Annotated in this window: 12 protein-coding genes; all 12 read left to right on the top strand. The window is 59.2% G+C overall.

What is annotated here, in order from left to right; translation table 11 throughout:
- Positions 1-69 precede the first annotated feature (69 nt).
- Genes tssE through L1071_RS06210 form a run of 12 tightly spaced genes read left to right on the top strand, consistent with a single transcriptional unit; the run spans position 70 to position 17954 of the window.
- On the top strand, positions 70-552 hold the full coding sequence (tssE, locus tag L1071_RS06265; RefSeq protein ID WP_246901188.1) for a type VI secretion system baseplate subunit TssE: 483 nt from the start codon (positions 70-72) through the stop codon (positions 550-552).
- On the top strand, positions 552-2387 hold the full coding sequence (gene tssF / locus L1071_RS06260) for a type VI secretion system baseplate subunit TssF (protein ID WP_246970061.1): 1836 nt from the start codon (positions 552-554) through the stop codon (positions 2385-2387). Before tssE ends, tssF begins: the two co-directional genes overlap by 1 nt.
- The gene (gene tssG / locus L1071_RS06255) at positions 2351-3427 is read left to right on the top strand and encodes a type VI secretion system baseplate subunit TssG (RefSeq protein ID WP_246970059.1); all 1077 of its coding nucleotides are present in this window, start codon (positions 2351-2353) and stop codon (positions 3425-3427) included. The genes tssF and tssG overlap by 37 nt, the downstream gene beginning before the upstream one ends.
- Positions 3424-6093, top strand: a complete 2670-nt coding sequence (gene tssH / locus L1071_RS06250) for a type VI secretion system ATPase TssH (RefSeq protein ID WP_246970057.1) — start codon at positions 3424-3426, stop codon at positions 6091-6093. The genes tssG and tssH overlap by 4 nt, the downstream gene beginning before the upstream one ends.
- A gap of 41 nt (positions 6094-6134) precedes the next feature.
- Positions 6135-8789, top strand: a complete 2655-nt coding sequence (locus L1071_RS06245) for a type VI secretion system Vgr family protein (RefSeq protein ID WP_246970055.1) — start codon at positions 6135-6137, stop codon at positions 8787-8789.
- A 48-nt stretch (positions 8790-8837) separates the two neighbouring features.
- Entirely contained in the window at positions 8838-9680 is an 843-nt protein-coding gene (locus L1071_RS06240) for a DUF4123 domain-containing protein (protein WP_246970053.1), read from the top strand.
- On the top strand, positions 9677-12352 hold the full coding sequence (locus L1071_RS06235; RefSeq protein WP_246970051.1) for a T6SS effector BTH_I2691 family protein: 2676 nt from the start codon (positions 9677-9679) through the stop codon (positions 12350-12352). Before L1071_RS06240 ends, L1071_RS06235 begins: the two co-directional genes overlap by 4 nt.
- A 1-nt stretch (position 12353) precedes the next feature.
- The gene (locus L1071_RS06230; protein ID WP_246970048.1) at positions 12354-13430 is read left to right on the top strand and encodes a DUF6708 domain-containing protein; all 1077 of its coding nucleotides are present in this window, start codon (positions 12354-12356) and stop codon (positions 13428-13430) included.
- Positions 13427-14671 (top strand): hypothetical protein, encoded by a 1245-nt coding sequence (locus L1071_RS06225; protein WP_246970045.1) that lies wholly within the window; start codon positions 13427-13429, stop codon positions 14669-14671. Before L1071_RS06230 ends, L1071_RS06225 begins: the two co-directional genes overlap by 4 nt.
- Position 14672: 1 nt before the next feature.
- Complete coding sequence (locus L1071_RS06220) at positions 14673-15743, top strand: DUF6708 domain-containing protein (RefSeq protein ID WP_246970042.1); 1071 nt, start codon at positions 14673-14675, stop codon at positions 15741-15743.
- Positions 15744-15766: 23 nt separating this feature from the next.
- On the top strand, positions 15767-16879 hold the full coding sequence (locus L1071_RS06215; RefSeq protein ID WP_246970039.1) for a hypothetical protein: 1113 nt from the start codon (positions 15767-15769) through the stop codon (positions 16877-16879).
- A 1-nt stretch (position 16880) separates the two neighbouring features.
- On the top strand, positions 16881-17954 hold the full coding sequence (locus L1071_RS06210) for a DUF6708 domain-containing protein (protein WP_246970036.1): 1074 nt from the start codon (positions 16881-16883) through the stop codon (positions 17952-17954).
- The last annotated feature ends 149 nt before the right edge of the window (positions 17955-18103 follow it).

Genomic DNA, 18103 nt, shown 5'->3' with positions numbered 1-18103 from the left:
GCGGTGCCATGGTAGTCGACACCAGCCAGCTAGACGTCAATGACGCCGCCGATATGCCAAGGAGTGGTCATGAGCGAACCGTTGCAGATGATACCCACCCTGCTCGACCGCCTGCTCGACGACGAGCCACTGCACTCAAGCGAAGTGCAGCCCGGCCATCGCTGTTCCTTGGCGGATTACAAGCAATCGGTGGTACGCGATCTGGAACTACTGGTCAACACGAGACGCGAACTGGTGGCGGAGGAACTGGATGAGTGGCCGACGTTGCAAGGCACACTGCTCGACTATGGGCTACCGGACTTCATCAGTCGCGGCGTTCGCAGCACCGAGGACCGGCGACTGATTCAACGTCAGTTGGAGCGCACCATCGAGCAAGGTGACAAACGCTTCAATAGCGTGCACGTCCAGTTGCTCAACCAGGACAGTCACGATCGTATCCTGCAGTTTCGTATCGAAGCGGTGCTTTCTCTGAGCGAAGCGAGCCAGCGCGTCGCCTTCGATGCCGTACTGCAAGTCAACACCCGTCAATACAAGGTGCAGAACCTGATCTGATGCTCGACGACCTGCTCCCCTATTACGAGAAGGAACTCTCGCACCTGCGCTTTTTAGGTCAGGAGTTCGCTCAACGATATCCCAAGATCGCCTCGCGGCTCCTGCTCGAGGGAGATGACTGCGAAGATCCGCATGCCGAGCGGATGATCGAATCGTTCGCGTTTCTCAGTGCTCGTGTGCACAAGAAACTCGACGACGACTTCCCCGAGATCGTCGAGTCTTTCCTCGATGTGCTCTATCCCCATTACCTGCGTCCGACGCCAGCGCTGTCGATCGTCGAGTTCGATCCCGGTGCCCAGACGTCCTTGACCGGTGTTTATCACTTGCCTCGACACACTGCGCTGCATTCCCGCCCAGTGGAGGACACCTTCTGCCGTTTCCGCACCTGCTATCCGGTGGACGTCTGGCCGGTGGCACTCAGCGGTGCCGAGATGACTCGCCTCGAGCGCTCGTCATTCAACCCGCATGGCAATGACAATGTCGCCAAGCTGACATTGTCATTGGAGAGCCTCGGCAACACCGATTTCGGCAAATTGGGCATGGACCGGCTGCGCATCTTTCTCGACGGCGAAGGCAGCCTGATGCACCCGCTCTACGAATTGCTGTTCAACAACGTAGCGCGGATCTCGGTGAGCTTCGTCGACAACGGTCAAAGGCGTGAGGTTGGGCTGGCACCGGACGCCCTCACACCGGTCGGCTTCGGCCACGACGAGGGGTTGATCGATTATTCGGAACGCTCGTTTCTCGGGTACCGCCTGCTCCATGAATATTTCACCTTTCCCGAGAAATTCCTGTTCTTCGACCTTAACGGCTTGGCACGCCCCCTTGCCGGCAAGCCGGTAACACAGGTCCAGGTCCACTTCCTGTTCGGGGACTATGACCAGCATGAACGCCTTGCTCGGCTGGCACAGACCATAGGGCGTCATAATTTCCGCCTCGGCTGCACGCCAGTGGTCAACCTGTTCCCGCAACAGGCCGAGCCGATCAAGCTCAGCCACACGCGTCACGAGTATCCAGTCGTCCCGGACGTCCGCCATGCACGCTCCACCGAGATCGTATCGATCGACGAGGTCACCCGGGTAGTACGCACCGCGACGCAAGATGAAGTCGCTCCTTGCCTGCCATTCTTCGAGCCACGCAATAGCGAGAAGCAAGCCCGTCAAAGCTATTGGATAGCACGCCGCGTCGCCTCGGAGAACGCGCGCGACCCGGGCACGGAACTACGCCTGCGCGTGGTCGACCGCGAACTCGAAATGCTGAATGCCAGCAGCGATACCCTGAGCCTCAAGCTGACCTGCAGCAATCGCGATCTCCCTCAGTTGATGACCTTCGGCCACCCCCAGGGAGACTTCACGCTGGAGCGCGAGCAGGTCGTGCAGCAGATCCGCTGCCTGCGCAAGCCGACGCCACCGGCTCGCCCTCCCATGGGCAAGGGCGTGATCTGGCGGCTGATCTCGCATCTTTCTCTCAATCATATGTCGCTGGTATCGAATGGCCGTGAAGCGCTGATGGAGCTGCTCTCGCTTTATAACTACCGTGAGGCCTCGGCGATCCGCAAGCAGATCAACGGCATCGTCTCGATTTCCAGTGAACCGGTGATGACGCGAATCGGTCATCCGCGCCCCGCTTTCGTGCGAGGCACCGGCATTACCCTGGAACTCGACGAGAGCCAGTTCACCGGCAGCGGGATTTACCTGTTCGGCATGGTGCTGGATCACTTCTTCGGTCAGTACTGCAGCCTCAACAGTTTCACTCAACTTACCCTGCGCTCTCGTCAGCGCGAACAGCGAGTCGCTCAATGGCAACCAAGAACCGGTACTCAGCCCCTGGTCTGATCGATCAAGCGCGCGCCGAGCCCTGGCGATTCGGGTTCTTCCAGCTCGTGCGCCTGCTGCGTTTGCACTATAGCCGCAACGGACGCATCGATCCGGAGAACCGCCCACACCAGGACCCTCTGCGCTTTCGTTCGCTGCTATCGCTGAATTTCCCGCCCAGCGAAATCAGCGACCTGACATTCGAGAGCGACAAGACTCGCGCCGCCAACGGCGAACCGTTGAGCGAAATTCAAGTTACTTTCATGGGCCTGGTCGGCCCATCCGGGGTACTGCCACGCCCCTATACCGAGCTGCTGATCAACCGACACATGGAAAAGCGTGATGACGCCGCTCACGCGTTCATGGACGTTTTCTCGCACCGCATGACGGCACTGTTCTACGAGGCGTGGCAGAAGTATCGCTTCCATATCGAATACGAGCGCAAAGGCAGCGCGGACTTCGAGAATTGGCTGCTGCACCTGGTGGGCTTCACGCCCACGACCATGGAACAGACGCTCGACCGCAACGACGACGCTGCATCGCTGCGGCGCAACCTGTTCAGTTGGTTTTCCGGACTCTGGAGCCAACGCCCTCGCAATGCCGGCAATCTCGAGGCGATTCTGGAATACACCTTCCAGCTCCCCTGTCGTGTAAAGCCTTTCACCGGTCGCTGGATAAACTTGGCCCCGGAACAGTACACACGGCTCGGTCAGGCCAACGCCAAGCTTGGCGAAAGCGCCATCGCAGGCACGCGGGTGCGCGATTACCAGTCGGCATTCCGGATTTCCTTTGGCCCGCTCGACTTGGACGCCTACCGTTCGTTGCTGCCAGAGACCGAAGACCACCAGAAATTGCTGAAACTGGTGCGCTTCTATGCCGGCATTGAGCTCGACTTCGAGATCGAACTCATCCTCGACAAGGATTGCATCCCCACTCCCCAGTTGGGAGCGGGCGGCAACCCCATTCTAGGACGCCTGGGTTGGCTCAACCCGAGCGACCGACCGGCCGCCTCCCACGGCCATGCACTCTTCGACATTCCCTTTGATGGAGCCACGGCGTGAGTCTCAAATCCCTCTTCGACAAACTCAACGATCCTAGCCGCGAGGCCACAGAAGGCGCGGCGGCTCTCTGCCTAGCCGAGCGCCAGTACGATGTCGACATCGAACATCTGCTTCTCAAGCTTATGGACAGCGACGACAACGACTTCTTGCGCGTGACGCGTCATTACGACGTGTCACTCGAGCGCCTGGCGACACAACTCGAAGAAACGGTCTCGACCTTCAAGACCGGCAACACCCGCACGCCGGCGCTGTCACCTCGCATCACACGGCTGATCGAACGTGCCTGGGTGATCGCCTCGATCGACCAGGGCGAGGCTCAGATTCGCAGCGGCCACCTGCTGTTGGCCCTGCTCAAGGACGACGAACTGCGCCGCGTGCTACTCGATGGCGCCCGTGAACTCGAACGCATCAACGTCGACGACCTCCAGGCGCATCTCAATGATCTGATCAGCGGCAGCAGCGAAGATCAGCACGTGCGTCCGCTCGACGAAGACACGCACGGCGACGGCCAAACCGCTGGCCCGTCACCAGATGCCGAGCGCAGCAGTGGACGTGCCAGCAAGAGCAAGACGCCGGCACTGGATCAGTACACCCTCGATCTGACCGGCAATGCCCGCGCCGGTCGCATCGACCCGGTGCTCGGTCGCGAAGAGGAAGTGCGCCAGATGGTGGACATTCTCACCCGCCGGCGCCAGAACAATCCGATTCTCACCGGTGAAGCCGGCGTCGGAAAGACCGCCGTCGTCGAAGGTCTGGCGCTGCGCATCGTCGACGGCGACGTGCCGCCGCCGCTCAAGAACGTCGAACTGCGCACGCTCGATCTCGGCCTCCTCCAGGCCGGAGCTGGCGTCAAAGGCGAGTTCGAGAACCGCCTCAAGAACGTGATCGAGGAAACCAAGCGCAGTCTGCATCCGATCATCCTGTTCATTGACGAAGCCCACACTTTGATCGGCAGCGGCGCTCAAGCCGGTCAGGGTGATGCCGCCAACCTGCTCAAGCCAGCACTGGCTCGCGGCGAGCTACGCACCATCGCCGCCACCACCTGGGCGGAATACAAGAAATACTTCGAGAAGGACGCGGCGCTGGCCCGCCGCTTCCAGGTCGTCAAGGTCGAAGAGCCGGCGGAACCGGTGGCGATCAACATGCTACGTGGCTTGAACGAACGCATGCAGGATCACCACAAGGTCACCATTCTCGACGACGCCATCGTCCAGGCCGTGCGCCTGTCGCATCGCTACATCACCGGCCGCCAGTTGCCGGACAAGGCGGTCAGCGTGCTCGACACCGCCTGTGCGCGTGTCGCCCTGGCGCAATCCTCGCAGCCGGCAGCACTCGAAGATGCCTACCGCCGCGTCGACAACCTCGAAAGCGAGATCGCCGTTCTCCAACGCGAACAGCGTGAAGGCACCGACCACACTGAAACGCTCACCGCACTCGACGAACAGCTCACTGCAACCCAGGGCGAGATCGATGATCTGAGCGCGCGCTGGGAGCGTGAGCAGGAAATCGTGACGCGCCTCAAAGGACTGGAAGCGGAGCGCGAAGCCATCGAGGCCGGCAAGCACCAAGGAGACGCCGATGCGCTGAGCCGGCAAATCGGCGACATTCGACGCGAACTCGCCGAGGTCCAGGGCGAGCATTCGCTGGTGCACGGCCATGTCGATGGCAACGTGATCGCCGAGGTGATTTCCAACTGGACCGGCATTCCGCTGGGCAAGATGATGCGCGACGAGATCGCCACCGTACAGCGCCTACCCGCACTGCTTGGCGAGCGCGTACTGGGGCAGGACCATGCACTCGCCGAGATCGGTAAGCGCATCACCATCTCACGCGCGCGGATGGAAGATCCCGACAAGCCGATCGGCGTCTTCCTGCTGCTGGGCCCCAGCGGCGTCGGCAAGACCGAGACTGCGCTGTCGCTGGCCGACACGCTCTACGGCGGTGAGCGCAATGTCATCACCATCAACATGTCCGAATATCAGGAAGCGCATACCGTCTCCAGCCTCAAGGGCTCGCCTCCCGGTTATGTCGGTTACGGCGAAGGCGGCGTACTCACCGAGGCCGTGCGACGCAAGCCCTACAGTGTAGTGCTGCTGGATGAAGTCGAGAAAGCGCATCCGGACGTATTGGAGCTTTTCTTCCAGGTCTTCGACAAAGGCGTACTGGACGACGGCGAAGGCCGCGAGATCAATTTCCGCAACACCGTGATCCTGCTCACCTCCAACGTCGGCACCGACGACATCATGCAGCAATGCCTGGGCAACGACACGCTCCCCGCCCCCGAAACCATCGTCGACAGCCTGCGCGATCAGCTCAATACGGTCTTCAAGCCAGCCTTCCTGGGTCGCTTGAACATCATTCCCTATTACCCGGTGCAGAAAGAGATTTTGCACAACATCGTTCGGCTCAAGCTCGACCGCATCAAGCATCGCTTCGAGTACAACCACCGCGCCGACTTCGAGTACGACCCGGCGATCATCGAAGCCGTCGCCGAGCGCTGCACCGACAGCGACAGCGGCGCACGCAACATCGACAACATCCTCTCCGGCAGCCTGATGCCGACCATCGCCGCCCAGGTACTGGACCGCATGGCCGCTGGCGAAGCGATAGAGAAGCTGACCGTCAGCCTAAACGCCCAAGGCGAGTTCGCATATGACCTGCGCTGAGCCAATGCCGCATCTAGTGAAAGAGCCAACGAGGTAACGTCATGGCAGATTTAACAACGCTGGACAGTTTACTCGACACCTTCGATATTGACCTGTCGCCGTCACAGCGGCTGCTGACGTTGGACATTGCCGGGGCATCGCTGCTGCCGCATCGGCTGGTCGGCGAGGAGCGCGTCAGTGAACCCTTCAGCTATACGCTGGACTGCATCTCCCAGCAGAATGATCTCGAACTCAAGACGCTGATGGCGCAGCCGGCGAGGCTGTCGATTCTGCAGGCCGATGGCGGTTATCGCCAGTTGCATGGCCTGGTTGCCGAGGCGGCGCTGCTGGGCGAAGACGGCGGCGTCACCTACTACCAGCTCACCCTGGTGCCGTGGCTGGCGATGCTGAAGCTTGGCCGCGACAGCCGCATCTTCCAGGATCGCTCGGTGGTCGACGTGCTCACCCAGGTGTTCGAGGGCCATGCCCTGGCCCAGGGCTGCTACCGTTTCGACCTGCGCCGCGACTATCCCGCGCGCAGCTACTGCGTGCAGTACCGCGAGAGCGACTTCAACTTCATCAGTCGCCTCTGCGAAGAAGAAGGCCTGTGGTATTATTTTGAATATCAATCGTCCGAATCCGCCGACAACGACGACGGGGAGACCGAGGGCGACAGCCAATCCTTCGATGGCCACCGCCTGGTCATTACCGACGACGTCGACACCTGCCAACCGGTCTCGCCACAGACGATCCGCTTCCACCGCCAAGCCGCTACCGAAACCGAAGATGCCCTCAACCAGTGGGGTGGCGTGCGTACTCAGCAGCCTACCCGCGTCAGTGTCGGCACCTTCGACTACAAGCAGCCGTCACTGACCAAACGCACCGGCCTCGACACCCTGAGCGACCAGGGCAACCTGCCCGCCACCGAGGTCTACGATTACGCCGGTGAGTATTACTACCACGGCTTTGAGCGCGGCGAGCGCCTCACCGAAAACCGTCTCGAGGCGCATGAATCCCTGGCCAAGCGCTTTCGCGGCAGCGGCGGCGCCCGTCAGCTCCAGGCCGGGCGCTGGTTCGAGCTCACCCAGCACTCTCAGCATGACACCGGGGGTGAGGAAGAACGCCAGTTCCTGCTGCTGGGCGTCACCGTCCACGCCGAAAACGCCCTGCCGGTCTCGGCCCAGCGCCAGGCGCTGCCCGGCAGCCTGCAGCCCCAGCTCGACGCCGCCAAGCGCGCCCATGGCTTAGAGAGTGAGACGGCCGATCCGACGGGCGAACGCCTTTCTGACTATGCCACCGGCGGCACCGGTCACTTCCTGGTGGATCTCGAGGCCCAGCGCCGCACCCAGCCGTATCGTCATCCACTGACCCATCATCGCCCCGTCATCGGCGGGCCGCAGACCGCCACCGTGGTCGGCCCGGCGAATGAAGAGATCCACACCGATCATCTCAACCGCGTGCGCGTGCAGTTCCACTGGGACCGCCAGGGGCAGAACGACGAAAACGCGAGCGTCTGGCTGCGGGTCGCCCAGCCCAACGCCGGCGCCGGCTGGGGCGGCGTCTTCGTCCCGCGGATCGGCCAGGAAGTCCTCATCGACTTCCTCGAAGGCGATGCCGACCGGCCTTTGATCACCGGCCGCGTCTACAACGGCGACCAGCGCCCCGAGTGGCACAGCCACGGCCTGCTCTCCGGCTTCAAGAGCAAGACCTATCGCGGCAGCAAGTACAACGAACTGGTCTTCGACGACGCCACCGACCAGGAACGCGTCCGCCTCAACTCCGAAGCCGAGAAAAGCCAGCTCAACCTCGGCTACCTGATCCACCAGAGCGGCAACACCCGCGGCGCCTTCCGTGGCAGCGGGTTCGAACTGCGCAGCGACGCCTATGGCGCCATCCGCGCCAACCAGGGGCTGTATCTCACCAGTTGGGGCCAGCTCGGCGCCAACGGCGACCAGCTCGACCTCACCCCGGCCAAGCAGCAGCTCGACAGCGCCTACCAGCTCAGCGACACGCTCAGCCAGAGTGCCCAGGACCACAACGCCGACGCCCTCGACAGCCGCGACAACCTCAAGCAGGCCGGCACGGACGCCGACGATACCTACGGCACCAGCGAACAGCTCGCGGACGCCGACCAAAGCAATGCCAGCGGCGCCACCGACAGCGGTGGCCGCGGCGAAGCGGCGCGCATGAAAGCCCCCTGGCTGCACCTGGCCTCGCCGGCGGGCATCACGATGAGCACGCCGGAGTCGACCCACCTGGCCCAGGGCCATTCACTGAGCGTCTCCAGCGGCGAAGACGTCAACATCGCCACCGGCAAGCGTCTCGTCGCCTCGATTTCGGAGAAGCTCTCGCTGTTCGTCTACCGCGCCGGCATCAAACTCTTCGCCGCCAAGGGCAAGGTCGAAGTTCAGGCCCAGGGCGACGAGATGGCGCTGACGGCACAGAAGGACGTCAAGATCACCTCCACCGAAGGGCGCGTCGAAATCAACGCCGCCAACGGCATCCTGCTGCAGAGCGGAGGCGGCTATGTGCGGATCGAAGGCGGCAACGTCGACGTACATGGCCCTGGCAAGATCGACGTCAAGGGCGCGCAGCATGTCTTCGGCGGACCGACGAGCATAGATGCTCCCATGCCCGAGTTGCCGGAGGATGAGTGTGAAAAACAGTTCGCGGGCGCTGACAAGTCGTCTTCCGGTAGCACACCCATCGGAGGCTGATCCATGTCGGTGTTGATCGAGCCATCCCGGGGTCGCATGAATGACGCGATGCTAACAGCAGAGGCGCTGCATCAGTTCGACTACGCGCTGATCAATCCGTTAGTGGTGCAAGCCCGAGACTGGGACGACCTGCCTGTGCGTGCCTTGGAAACGTCGCCCGCCCCGGCGCGGCCGCATCGCTTACCGCAACTGGTCGACCTGGACGCATTGCCCGATGAGAGATACGACGACCTGATCGATCGCGCAAGGCGCTATCGCAAGCGCGGCGCGCTATTTTTCTCGGCGGTGATGGCAGGAAAAGCGAATGTCGACGATACGGCTTATCACCTGCGTCGCCAGCTGTTGCAACGGCGTCCTGGGGATCGGCGATATCACTGGTTCCGCTATTACGACCCCCTCGTCTTCCGTCACCTGACGTGGCTATTGACGCCCAAACAATTGGCACGCTTGATGGGCCCTCTCGATCAATGGTCCTGGTTCGATGTCCAGGGCCGATCTTATACCCTGAAACGCCCTGAAATTACGATATCCATCGACTGGATGGAACTGACCCGCGCCCAATGGTCGAGCATCGATCGCTTCGCCGCCTTGAACCGGTGCCTGCGGCGGCTGGCGACGATAGCTCCCGACTGGCCGCAGGACGCGACGCACTGGCAGTGGCTGGATGACATCATGCGCTATGCAGAAGCGTCATTCGATTTGTCGGTCGACGATCAACAATGTCTCGCAGAAAGGGCTGCGCGTCATCTACCGGACCTTGCCATCCAGGACCTGGTGCAACGGCTGTTGAATCTGGTCACTCGACGCTTTCCCGACGTTGCGGGTCGCCTGGATCGGTTGAGCGACGCCGAATGGAATCCCCTTATTTCAGAACTGAAGGAGTGGACATGAGTAGCGCCAATGGCGGTCGCCCCGATTGCAGCTTCTGTGGCGGCGGCGGTCTGCCTATCCTGCCCGTGCGGTATGCCGTCGCCCGCAGCGATGACGTCAGCATCAAGGCCCCCGAGCTGCCGGCGGACTTGCAGGATGATGCCGTATCGCAGATCGCACTGTCGGGAGGTCAGCACTACACGCTGAGGCTGTTGCGAGAAGGCTTTCTCTATGTCTTCAACGCCGCCCGTGGGCGCTGGCAGGGGTACTACGTCACCGACGAAGGGTTTCTCAGCCTTTACCTCGATGTCGGCCATGACGAGCTGATGGCACTCGACCCCGACGCGCCGGGGCCGCTGGATGCTGACATCAATGCCCCGGTCGAGGACGATGAATTTCCGTGTCGCGCCAATCCCGATCATATCTATCCGGGGCGCTGTATCACGGTCCCCTCGGCCCAGGATGCCGAAGCACTCTATTTAGCGTTCTCGGATGACCGCTGGACCAAGCGCGTGTGGAAGGAGCATGCCACCAACGAGAACGGTCGGCGTGACGCCATGCGCCAGCTTTCCATGACGCAATGGAAAGGCGGCTCGGCTCAATATGCCCGTCCGCTCAGTGAACTCGGGGATCACGTGGCCGAGGCCCATTTCCCCTGGATTCGACGGCAATCGAGTGACACAGGCAGCGCAGCGACGCAGAGTACGGAAGTGAGTGCGCTGACGCACAGCCTCGCCCCGATCAACGGCATGCGCGACGATGTCGAGGGTTTCGTCGAGTGGTCGCAGCGTCAGGCGGAGCCAAGTGGCATGGCGCCGGCGCTGTTCGTGCTCGACGACCCGGCCGGTGTCACCAGTGACCTCGCCGCGCTACTCGAGGCACGTGAGCAAGAGTTCAACGAACAGGAAGCAATCAAGCGCCCCTTCGTCACGACGGGTGTCGTCAATGCCCTGCGTGACGGGTTTCGGGAGCGGGCGCGGCAGCAACGCGCCGACGAGATCGTCGAGAACCACTTGGAAGACGAATACTACAAGACCTACGGTGGCCCACCGGGCTTCCAGAAAGCGGCCAAGGACAACTTCGAGCGCCGGCAGAAAGAAGACCCCGCTTTCCGGCAGGAGGTCGAGGCCTTTCGGCGGGAGACGATTCGAGACATCAGCGAGGATGAACTCAAGGATGCCGCCGACGATGCCTGGGGCAAGTATGGCGACAAGCTCCGCCCCGGCGAGCCCGACGACTGGATGGAAAATACTTACCGCACGCAGTTGTCAAAATACGATACAGACAACATGCGGCCACTCGCGTCGGCCTACGTGAGTTGGTTGACCGGCAATCCGCTGCTGATCTACCTCAACAGCCGGTTCGATGACGCTAACGTCGAATCGGGTATCACCTTTGTCTCCGTCATCTCCTTCGTGCTGCTGGGCACCCAGAGCTACGCCCCGGCGTTCAAGCAATACGTGGCGTGGCTGTCGGCAGCGGATATTACCGACGACAACCTGCTGTTGCGAGGCATGTGTCTCAATCAGAAGACGCTGGTTGAACAGGTCATGGCCGCCAGCGACGCCAATGTCGGCGAATCGGGCAACAACCCCGCTACCCTGCCCTGGGGGCCATTGATTGCCGCCTATCTGGGGCTGACGGAAGAGTATCCCGATGAAGTGGCCTCGCCCGCCCGCATGCTCGGCCACTTGCTGGGGCCGCTGCAAAGTGCCGTGGGGGGCGACCAGACGCCGGCGCCGTTCCTGGTGACGTTGGGGATGATCTCCGGCCGCTCCATCCAGATCACTCGCGCCAGCATGACGATCGAGGAGGCGCTGCCGCGCATGCGTGAGCCGCTTCGGCTGATCCATCCTGACTGGGGCGAGAGCGAGCTGAATCAGTTTCAGCGGAAAGTGCAGGTAGAGACACGTTCGCTCATTCCGGCCAACGGCCAGCCCGCCGCCACCTTCGATATGCGCCGGATCGACGTCGGCCCGCTCGATGACCTGCTTGACGACCCGGCACTCTCTGCACACCTGTCCGGTCGTGCTCAATTGGAATTTTCGGCGGGCATCGTCGGGGTGGCGCTGGCGTATGTCAGCCTGAACGATCAGCTCGGCAAGATGAACGGCTTCCTGGACGCGGGGCTCCGCGCCCAAGGGCGTCTAGTCGGGATGGGGCTTGCCCTGGCCGGCGGCGCCGCCGAACTGGTGGGCAAGACGCTGGAGCATGGGCGCAAGCTGTTTGTGGCATCGGATCATCTGTTGGCCGGGTCCAGCAAATTTTTCCTGAAGCTGGGAGCACGCCTTGGTTTGGCGGGAGGGGTTATTTTGGGAGCCATGGACGCTTGGCAGGGTATAGATAACTTCCAAAATGATAAGCCAACGCTAGGCTTTTTCTATGTTACCTCTGGCTTTTCCACTATAGGCGCCAGTGTTTTTATTTTTCTAGCCGGTGTCGGTTCCGCCGCTAAGGCTGCTGGAAGCACGGCATTACTGGCTAGGCTAGCAATGGCATGGTGGTGGATGGGCGGCATACTCGGCGTAATCGCCATTACGGCAACTGTTTTAATTTGGTGGTATTCCGAGGATGAGTTACAGGAATGGCTGGCCGAATGTGCTTTTGGTGAACGTGGCGAGTTTGGGCTTGGTAACGCCAAGTTGCAAACTGAATTACAGCACCTCGAATCGATCACCCACAAGGATGCGTGATATGCGATCAACCATTATCAAGGACCTTTACAGCTTGTTAATAAAAGCGAACTGGGGATTCTCCAGCACCATGTCTAAATCAAGAGGGCTTGGAGGAAACACCCAGGCCTTAAATAAAAAAAGTTCATTAAATAATGTTGAATCGGCACGATTTAATGACTCAACCATTACTGTCAGCTCAACTTGCTTGGAAGTAGTTGATCCCGGGAATCGCTTAAGGGGAATTAACTCCGTCTTTGGAATAATAAGCGCAGCCCCAATTATAATAGGAACAGGATGGCTGATTTATGGGCTAATAAAATACAGCAGCCATGTTCCTTTAATCGCTTTTATATTTGGCTGGCTCGCTTTATTTATAGCTCTTTTTCTGGTTTTGCCAGCATCAAACACTTTGATTAGATGGGACATGTTCCGCAAAACCCACTACCCCATGCGATTCAATCGCCGTGATCGCAAGGTCTACGCCTGGTCTCAGGATATGGGCGTGGTCACCATGAACTGGGACGATATTCAGTTTTACACTAGCGAAGCGACGAAGTCCCAGGATCGTCGGGGTATGTCACGCGAAGAGATTCGCGGGTTCGTGCGGGATCGCAATGGCAACATGCTTTATCACTTGGTCTTCTTCAAATACGAAGGCCTCAAAGGCATGAAGGGCGTACTGGAAATCTGGGAGCTGGTGCGGCGCTATATGGAAGAGCCCGACGGTCATATTCAAGCCTACCAGGTCGATCAGCGCCTGCTGGATCTAGAGGGCAAGCGCGAGAGCTTTATCCACTCACTGATACAGGCCACTCAAGTTCTCGCCGACAGCCGTGCGGTTCAACTGATTTTTGCCCCCATGGTCATGTGGGCCGGCACCGGTCGCATCATCGCCAAATGGACCTGCCGCGTCCCGCGCTGGCCGGCGTGGGTCGAGGAAAAGTGCCAGGTCGCACCGAACGACCCTTACGTGCGCAATCGCCACAACGAGCGCCCGCTGACCGCGAAGGAAATCCTCTGGCCGTTGTTTTGCTTTCTGCTTGGCTGGGCGGAAGTGTTGGTGATTCTGTATTTCTGCTTCAGAGGGTATTTTTGAAGCTATCGAACGATGCCGATATCACCGACGACAACCTGCTGTTGCGAGGCATGTGCCTCAATCAGAAGACGCTGGTCGAACAGGTCATGTCGGCTAGCGACGCCAATGTCGGCACGCAGCCCAATAATCCCGCTACTCTGCCCTGGGGGCCATTGATTGCCGCTTATCTAGGGCTGACGGAAGAGTATCCCGATGAAGTGGCCTCGCCCGCCCGCATGCTCGGCCACCTGCTGGGGCCGCTGCAAAGTGCCGTGGGGGGCGACCAGACGCCGGCGCCGTTCCTGGTGACGTTGGGGATGATCTCGGGAGGCTCGATCCAGATTACTCGCGTCAGCATGACGATCGAGGAAGCCCTGCCTCAAATGCGCGAGCCGCTTCGGCTGATCCATCCCGACTGGGGCGAGAGCGAGCTGAATCAGTTTCAGCGGAAAGTGCAGGTAGAGACGCGTTCGCTCATTCCGGCCAACGGCCAGCCCGCCGTCACCTTCGATATGCGCCGGATCGACGTCGGCCCGCTCGATGAGTTGCTTGACGACCCGGCACTCTCCCCACACCTGTCCGGTCGTGCTCAGTTGGAATTTTCGGCGGGTATCGTGGGGGTGGCATTGGCGTATGTCAGCCTGAACGATCAGCTCAGCAAGATGAACGGCTTCCTGGACGCGGGGCTCCGCGCCCAAGGGCGTCTAGTCGGGATGGGGCTTGCCCTGGCCGGCGGCGCCGCCGAACTGGTGGGCAAGACGCTGGAGCATGGGCGCAAGGTGTTTGTGGCATCAGATCATCTGCTGGCCGGGTCCAGCAAGTTTTTCCTGAAGCTGGGAGCACGCCTTGGTTTGGCGGGAGGACTTCTTCTTGGGGCGATGGATATATGGGAGGGACGAGAACGCCTTGAACAAGGAGATCAAGCTCTAGGTTACCTCTACATTGCTTCTGGAGCTTTTACTAGCGTGACGAGCTTTGCTTTGTTTTTCGCAGCCATTGGCGCTGCCATAGAAGTTTCCAGTAGCACACCAATGCTATTAGCGCTATTGGCTCGAGCGGCGCCACTATTATGGTGGAGTGGCGCGATACTGGGTGTCTTTGTCATCGCGACCACCATCGCCATCTGGTACTTCACCGAGGATGACCTGCAAGAGTGGCTGGCTGAGTGTGCCTTTGGGGAACGTGGCAAGCTTGGGCTCGGTAACCCCAAGTTGGAAGCTGAATTAAAGCACCTCGAATCGATCACCCACAAGGATGCGTGATATGCGATCTACGAATGCCAAGGATTTTTGCAATTTAATAATAAAGTCCAACTGGGGATTCTCCAGCACCATGTCTCGTGGTAGAGGGATGGGGGGGCGCACCCAGATTCTGGATAAAAATCAGCCAGCAACTGATGGAGTAGGCGCTAAATTTAATGACTCTATAATTGCAGCCAACTCCTCTTTTCTTGAAGCCGTCGACTCGGGTAATCGTCTACGTGGCGTTAATTATTTTTTTGGTTTGATGGCACTTCCTGGGATATTAATGTTTTACTGGCTAGGTACAGGGGGGCTATTTAAGTTTGGCGAAATTCCCATAATTGTATACTTCCTATTGCTGCTTGCTTGGGTGGTTACATTGCCAGTGATTGTGGCAATAAACATCCTGGTTCGATGGGACATGTTCCGCAAAACTCACTATCCCATGCGATTCAATCGCCGTGATCGTAAGGTCTACGCCTGGTCGCAGGATATGGGTGTGGTCACCATGAACTGGGACGATATTCAGTTTTACACTAGCGAAGCGACGAAATCCCAGGATCGTCGGGGTATGTCACGCGAAGAGATTCGCGGGTTCGTGCGGGATCGCAATGGCAACATGCTTTATCACTTGGTCTTCTTCAAGTATGAAGGCCTCAAAGGCATGAAGGGCGTACTGGAAATCTGGGAGCTGGTGCGCCGCTATATGGAAGAGCCCGACGGTCATATTCAGGCCTACCAGGTCGATCAGCGCCTGCTGGATTTGGAGGGCAAGCGCGAGAGCTTTATCCATTCGCTGATTCAGGCCACTCAGGTTCTCGCCGACAGCCGTGCGGTTCAACTGATTTTTGCCCCCATGGTCATGTGGGCCGGCACCGGTCGCATCATCGCCAAATGCACCTGCCGCGTGCCGCGCTGGCCCGAATGGGTCGAAGAAAAGTGCCGCATTGACCCGAACGACCCCTACGTGCGCAATCGCCACAACGAGCGCCCGCTGACCGCAAAGGAAATCCTCTGGCCGCTGTTTTGCTTTCTGCTCGGCTGGGCGGAAGTGTTGGTGATTCTGTATTTCTGCTTCAGAGGGTATTTCTGAGATATCGAGCCGAACAGATCGGTATGGCCGCCAGTGATGTCAACTTTAGCGAGCCGGGCAATAATCCCGCTACCCTGCCCTGGGGGCCATTGATTGCCGCTTATCTGGGGCTGACGGAAGAGTATCCCGATGAAGTAGCCTCGCCCGCCCGCATGCTCGGTCACTTGTTGGGACCGCTGCAAAGTGCCGTGGCAACAGCGCAGAGTCCGACGCCATTTCTGCTCACCCTGGGGATGATCTCCGGCCGCTCCATCCAGATTACTCGCGCCAGCATGACGATCAAGGAAGCCCTGCCTCAAATGCGCGAGCCGCTTCGGCTGATCCATCCCGACTGGGGCGAGAGCGAGCTGAATCAGTTTCAGCGGAAAGTCCAGGTAGAGACGCGTTCGCTCATTCCGGCCAACGGGCAAGCCACCGTCACCATCGATATGCGCCGGATCGACTTCGGCCCACTTGATGACCTGCTTGACGACTCGGCACTCTCCACACACCTGTCCGGCCGTGCTCAGTTGGAATTCTCGGCGGGTATCGTGGGGGTGGCATTAGCATATGTCAGCCTGAACGATCAGCTCAGCAAGATGAACGGCATGCTGGATGCGGGACTCCGCGCCCAGGGACGTCTAGTCGGGATGGGGCTCGCCTTGGCCGGCGGGGCCGCCGAACTGGTGGGCAAGACGCTGGAGCATGGGCGCAAGGTGTTTCTGTCAGCGGATAGATTTCTGGGCTTGCAGCGTTTCTCGCTCATTGCTGGTCGGGTACTGGGCTTGGCTGGTGGAATTATTCTTGGGGCGATGGATCTATGGGAGGGAGGAGAAAAGCTGGCTGACGGTGAGTGGACGTTAGGCTCTCTATATGTGATGTCTGGTATATCCACCATGGGTGTCAGCTTTATCATCTTTTCCATTGGAACTGGCATGACTGGGATATTCTCGACCATTGCTCTCTGGTGGGTGGCTGGTGTGTTGGGGATCATTGCAGTCGCAGTAGCCATCGCCATTTTTTGGTTCACAGAAGATGATCTACAAGAGTGGCTGGCCGAATGTGCTTTTGGCGAGCGCGGTAGTCTAGACTTGGGCAATATAGCCCTGGAAAACGAAATGCAGCGCCTCAAAGAAGTCACTCATGAGGAAAACTAATATGCGGCCGACAGGCAAGGATTATTACAACCTTTTTATTAAAGGGCATTGGGGGTTTTCTAGCACTATCTCTAAGCTTTTAAAGCTAGAAGGTGAAGTGAACTCACTCAATAAAAAACGTTCAGCGCTAGATGGTGGCAATGCAAAATTCAATAACTCCATAATTAGTCTTAACTCAGTATTTATGGAAGTAGTGGATTCAGGGAGCCGTCTACGCGGCGTACCATCATTTTTCGGCCTTATGGGTATTGGACCATTTCTGGCAGGGCTTCTGGGTCTGCTATATGTTCTTATCAATCACAGTGATCGCCTTCCTGTTTTTGTACTCATCCTTTCCTTAATTACACTGGCTATTGGCTCAGTATTGGTGCTACCAGTTGTCAACTCATTGATACGCAGAGAGCTGTTCCGTAAAACCCACTACCCCATGCGGTTCAATCGACGTGATCGCAAGGTCTACGCCTGGTCGCAGGATATGGGTGTAGTCACCATGAACTGGGATGATATTCAATTTTACACAAGCCAATCGACAGCTTCGGAAGATCGCCGTGGCATGGCGCGTGATGAAATACGTGGCTATGTCAGGGATCGCGCGGGCAACATGCTTTATCACCTGGTGTTCTTTAAATATCAAGGCAAGAAAAATATGTTGGGCGCACTGGAAATCTGGGAGCTGGTACGCCGCTATATGGAAGAACCCGACGGCCATATCCAGGCCTATCAAGTCGATCAGCGCCTGCTGGATCTGGAGGGCAAGCGCGAGAGCTTTATCCATTCGCTGATACAAGCGACCCGCTTCATGGCGGACAGCCCTATGATGGCGGCCGTACTGGCACCCATGGTCATGTGGGCCGGCACCGGCCGCATCATCGCCAAATGGACCTGCCGCGTGCCGCGCTGGCCCGAATGGGTCGAGGAAAAATGCCGGGTTGATCCAAACGACCCTTACGTGCGCAATCGCCACACCGAGCGCCCGCTGACCGCAAAGGAAATTCTCTGGCCGTTGTTCTGCTACCTGCTCGGCTGGGCGGAAGTGTTGGTGATTCTGTATTTCTGCTTCAGAGGGTATTTTTGAAGCTATCGAACGATGCCGAGATCAGCAACGACAACCTGCTGTTGCGAGGCTTGTGCCTCAATCAGAAGACGCTGGGCGGATCTGTCAACATGCGCGCGGGATGTCGCCGGTGTCATTGCAAGGCAGGCCGTTACGGCAAGATCATGGAG

Origin of the sequence: Chromohalobacter sarecensis, from assembly GCF_023061135.1 — a bacterium.
GTDB lineage: Bacteria > Pseudomonadota > Gammaproteobacteria > Pseudomonadales > Halomonadaceae > Chromohalobacter > Chromohalobacter sarecensis.
The sequence above is the reverse complement of the archived record's forward strand: the minus strand, read 5'-3'. Positions and strand labels throughout refer to the sequence as shown.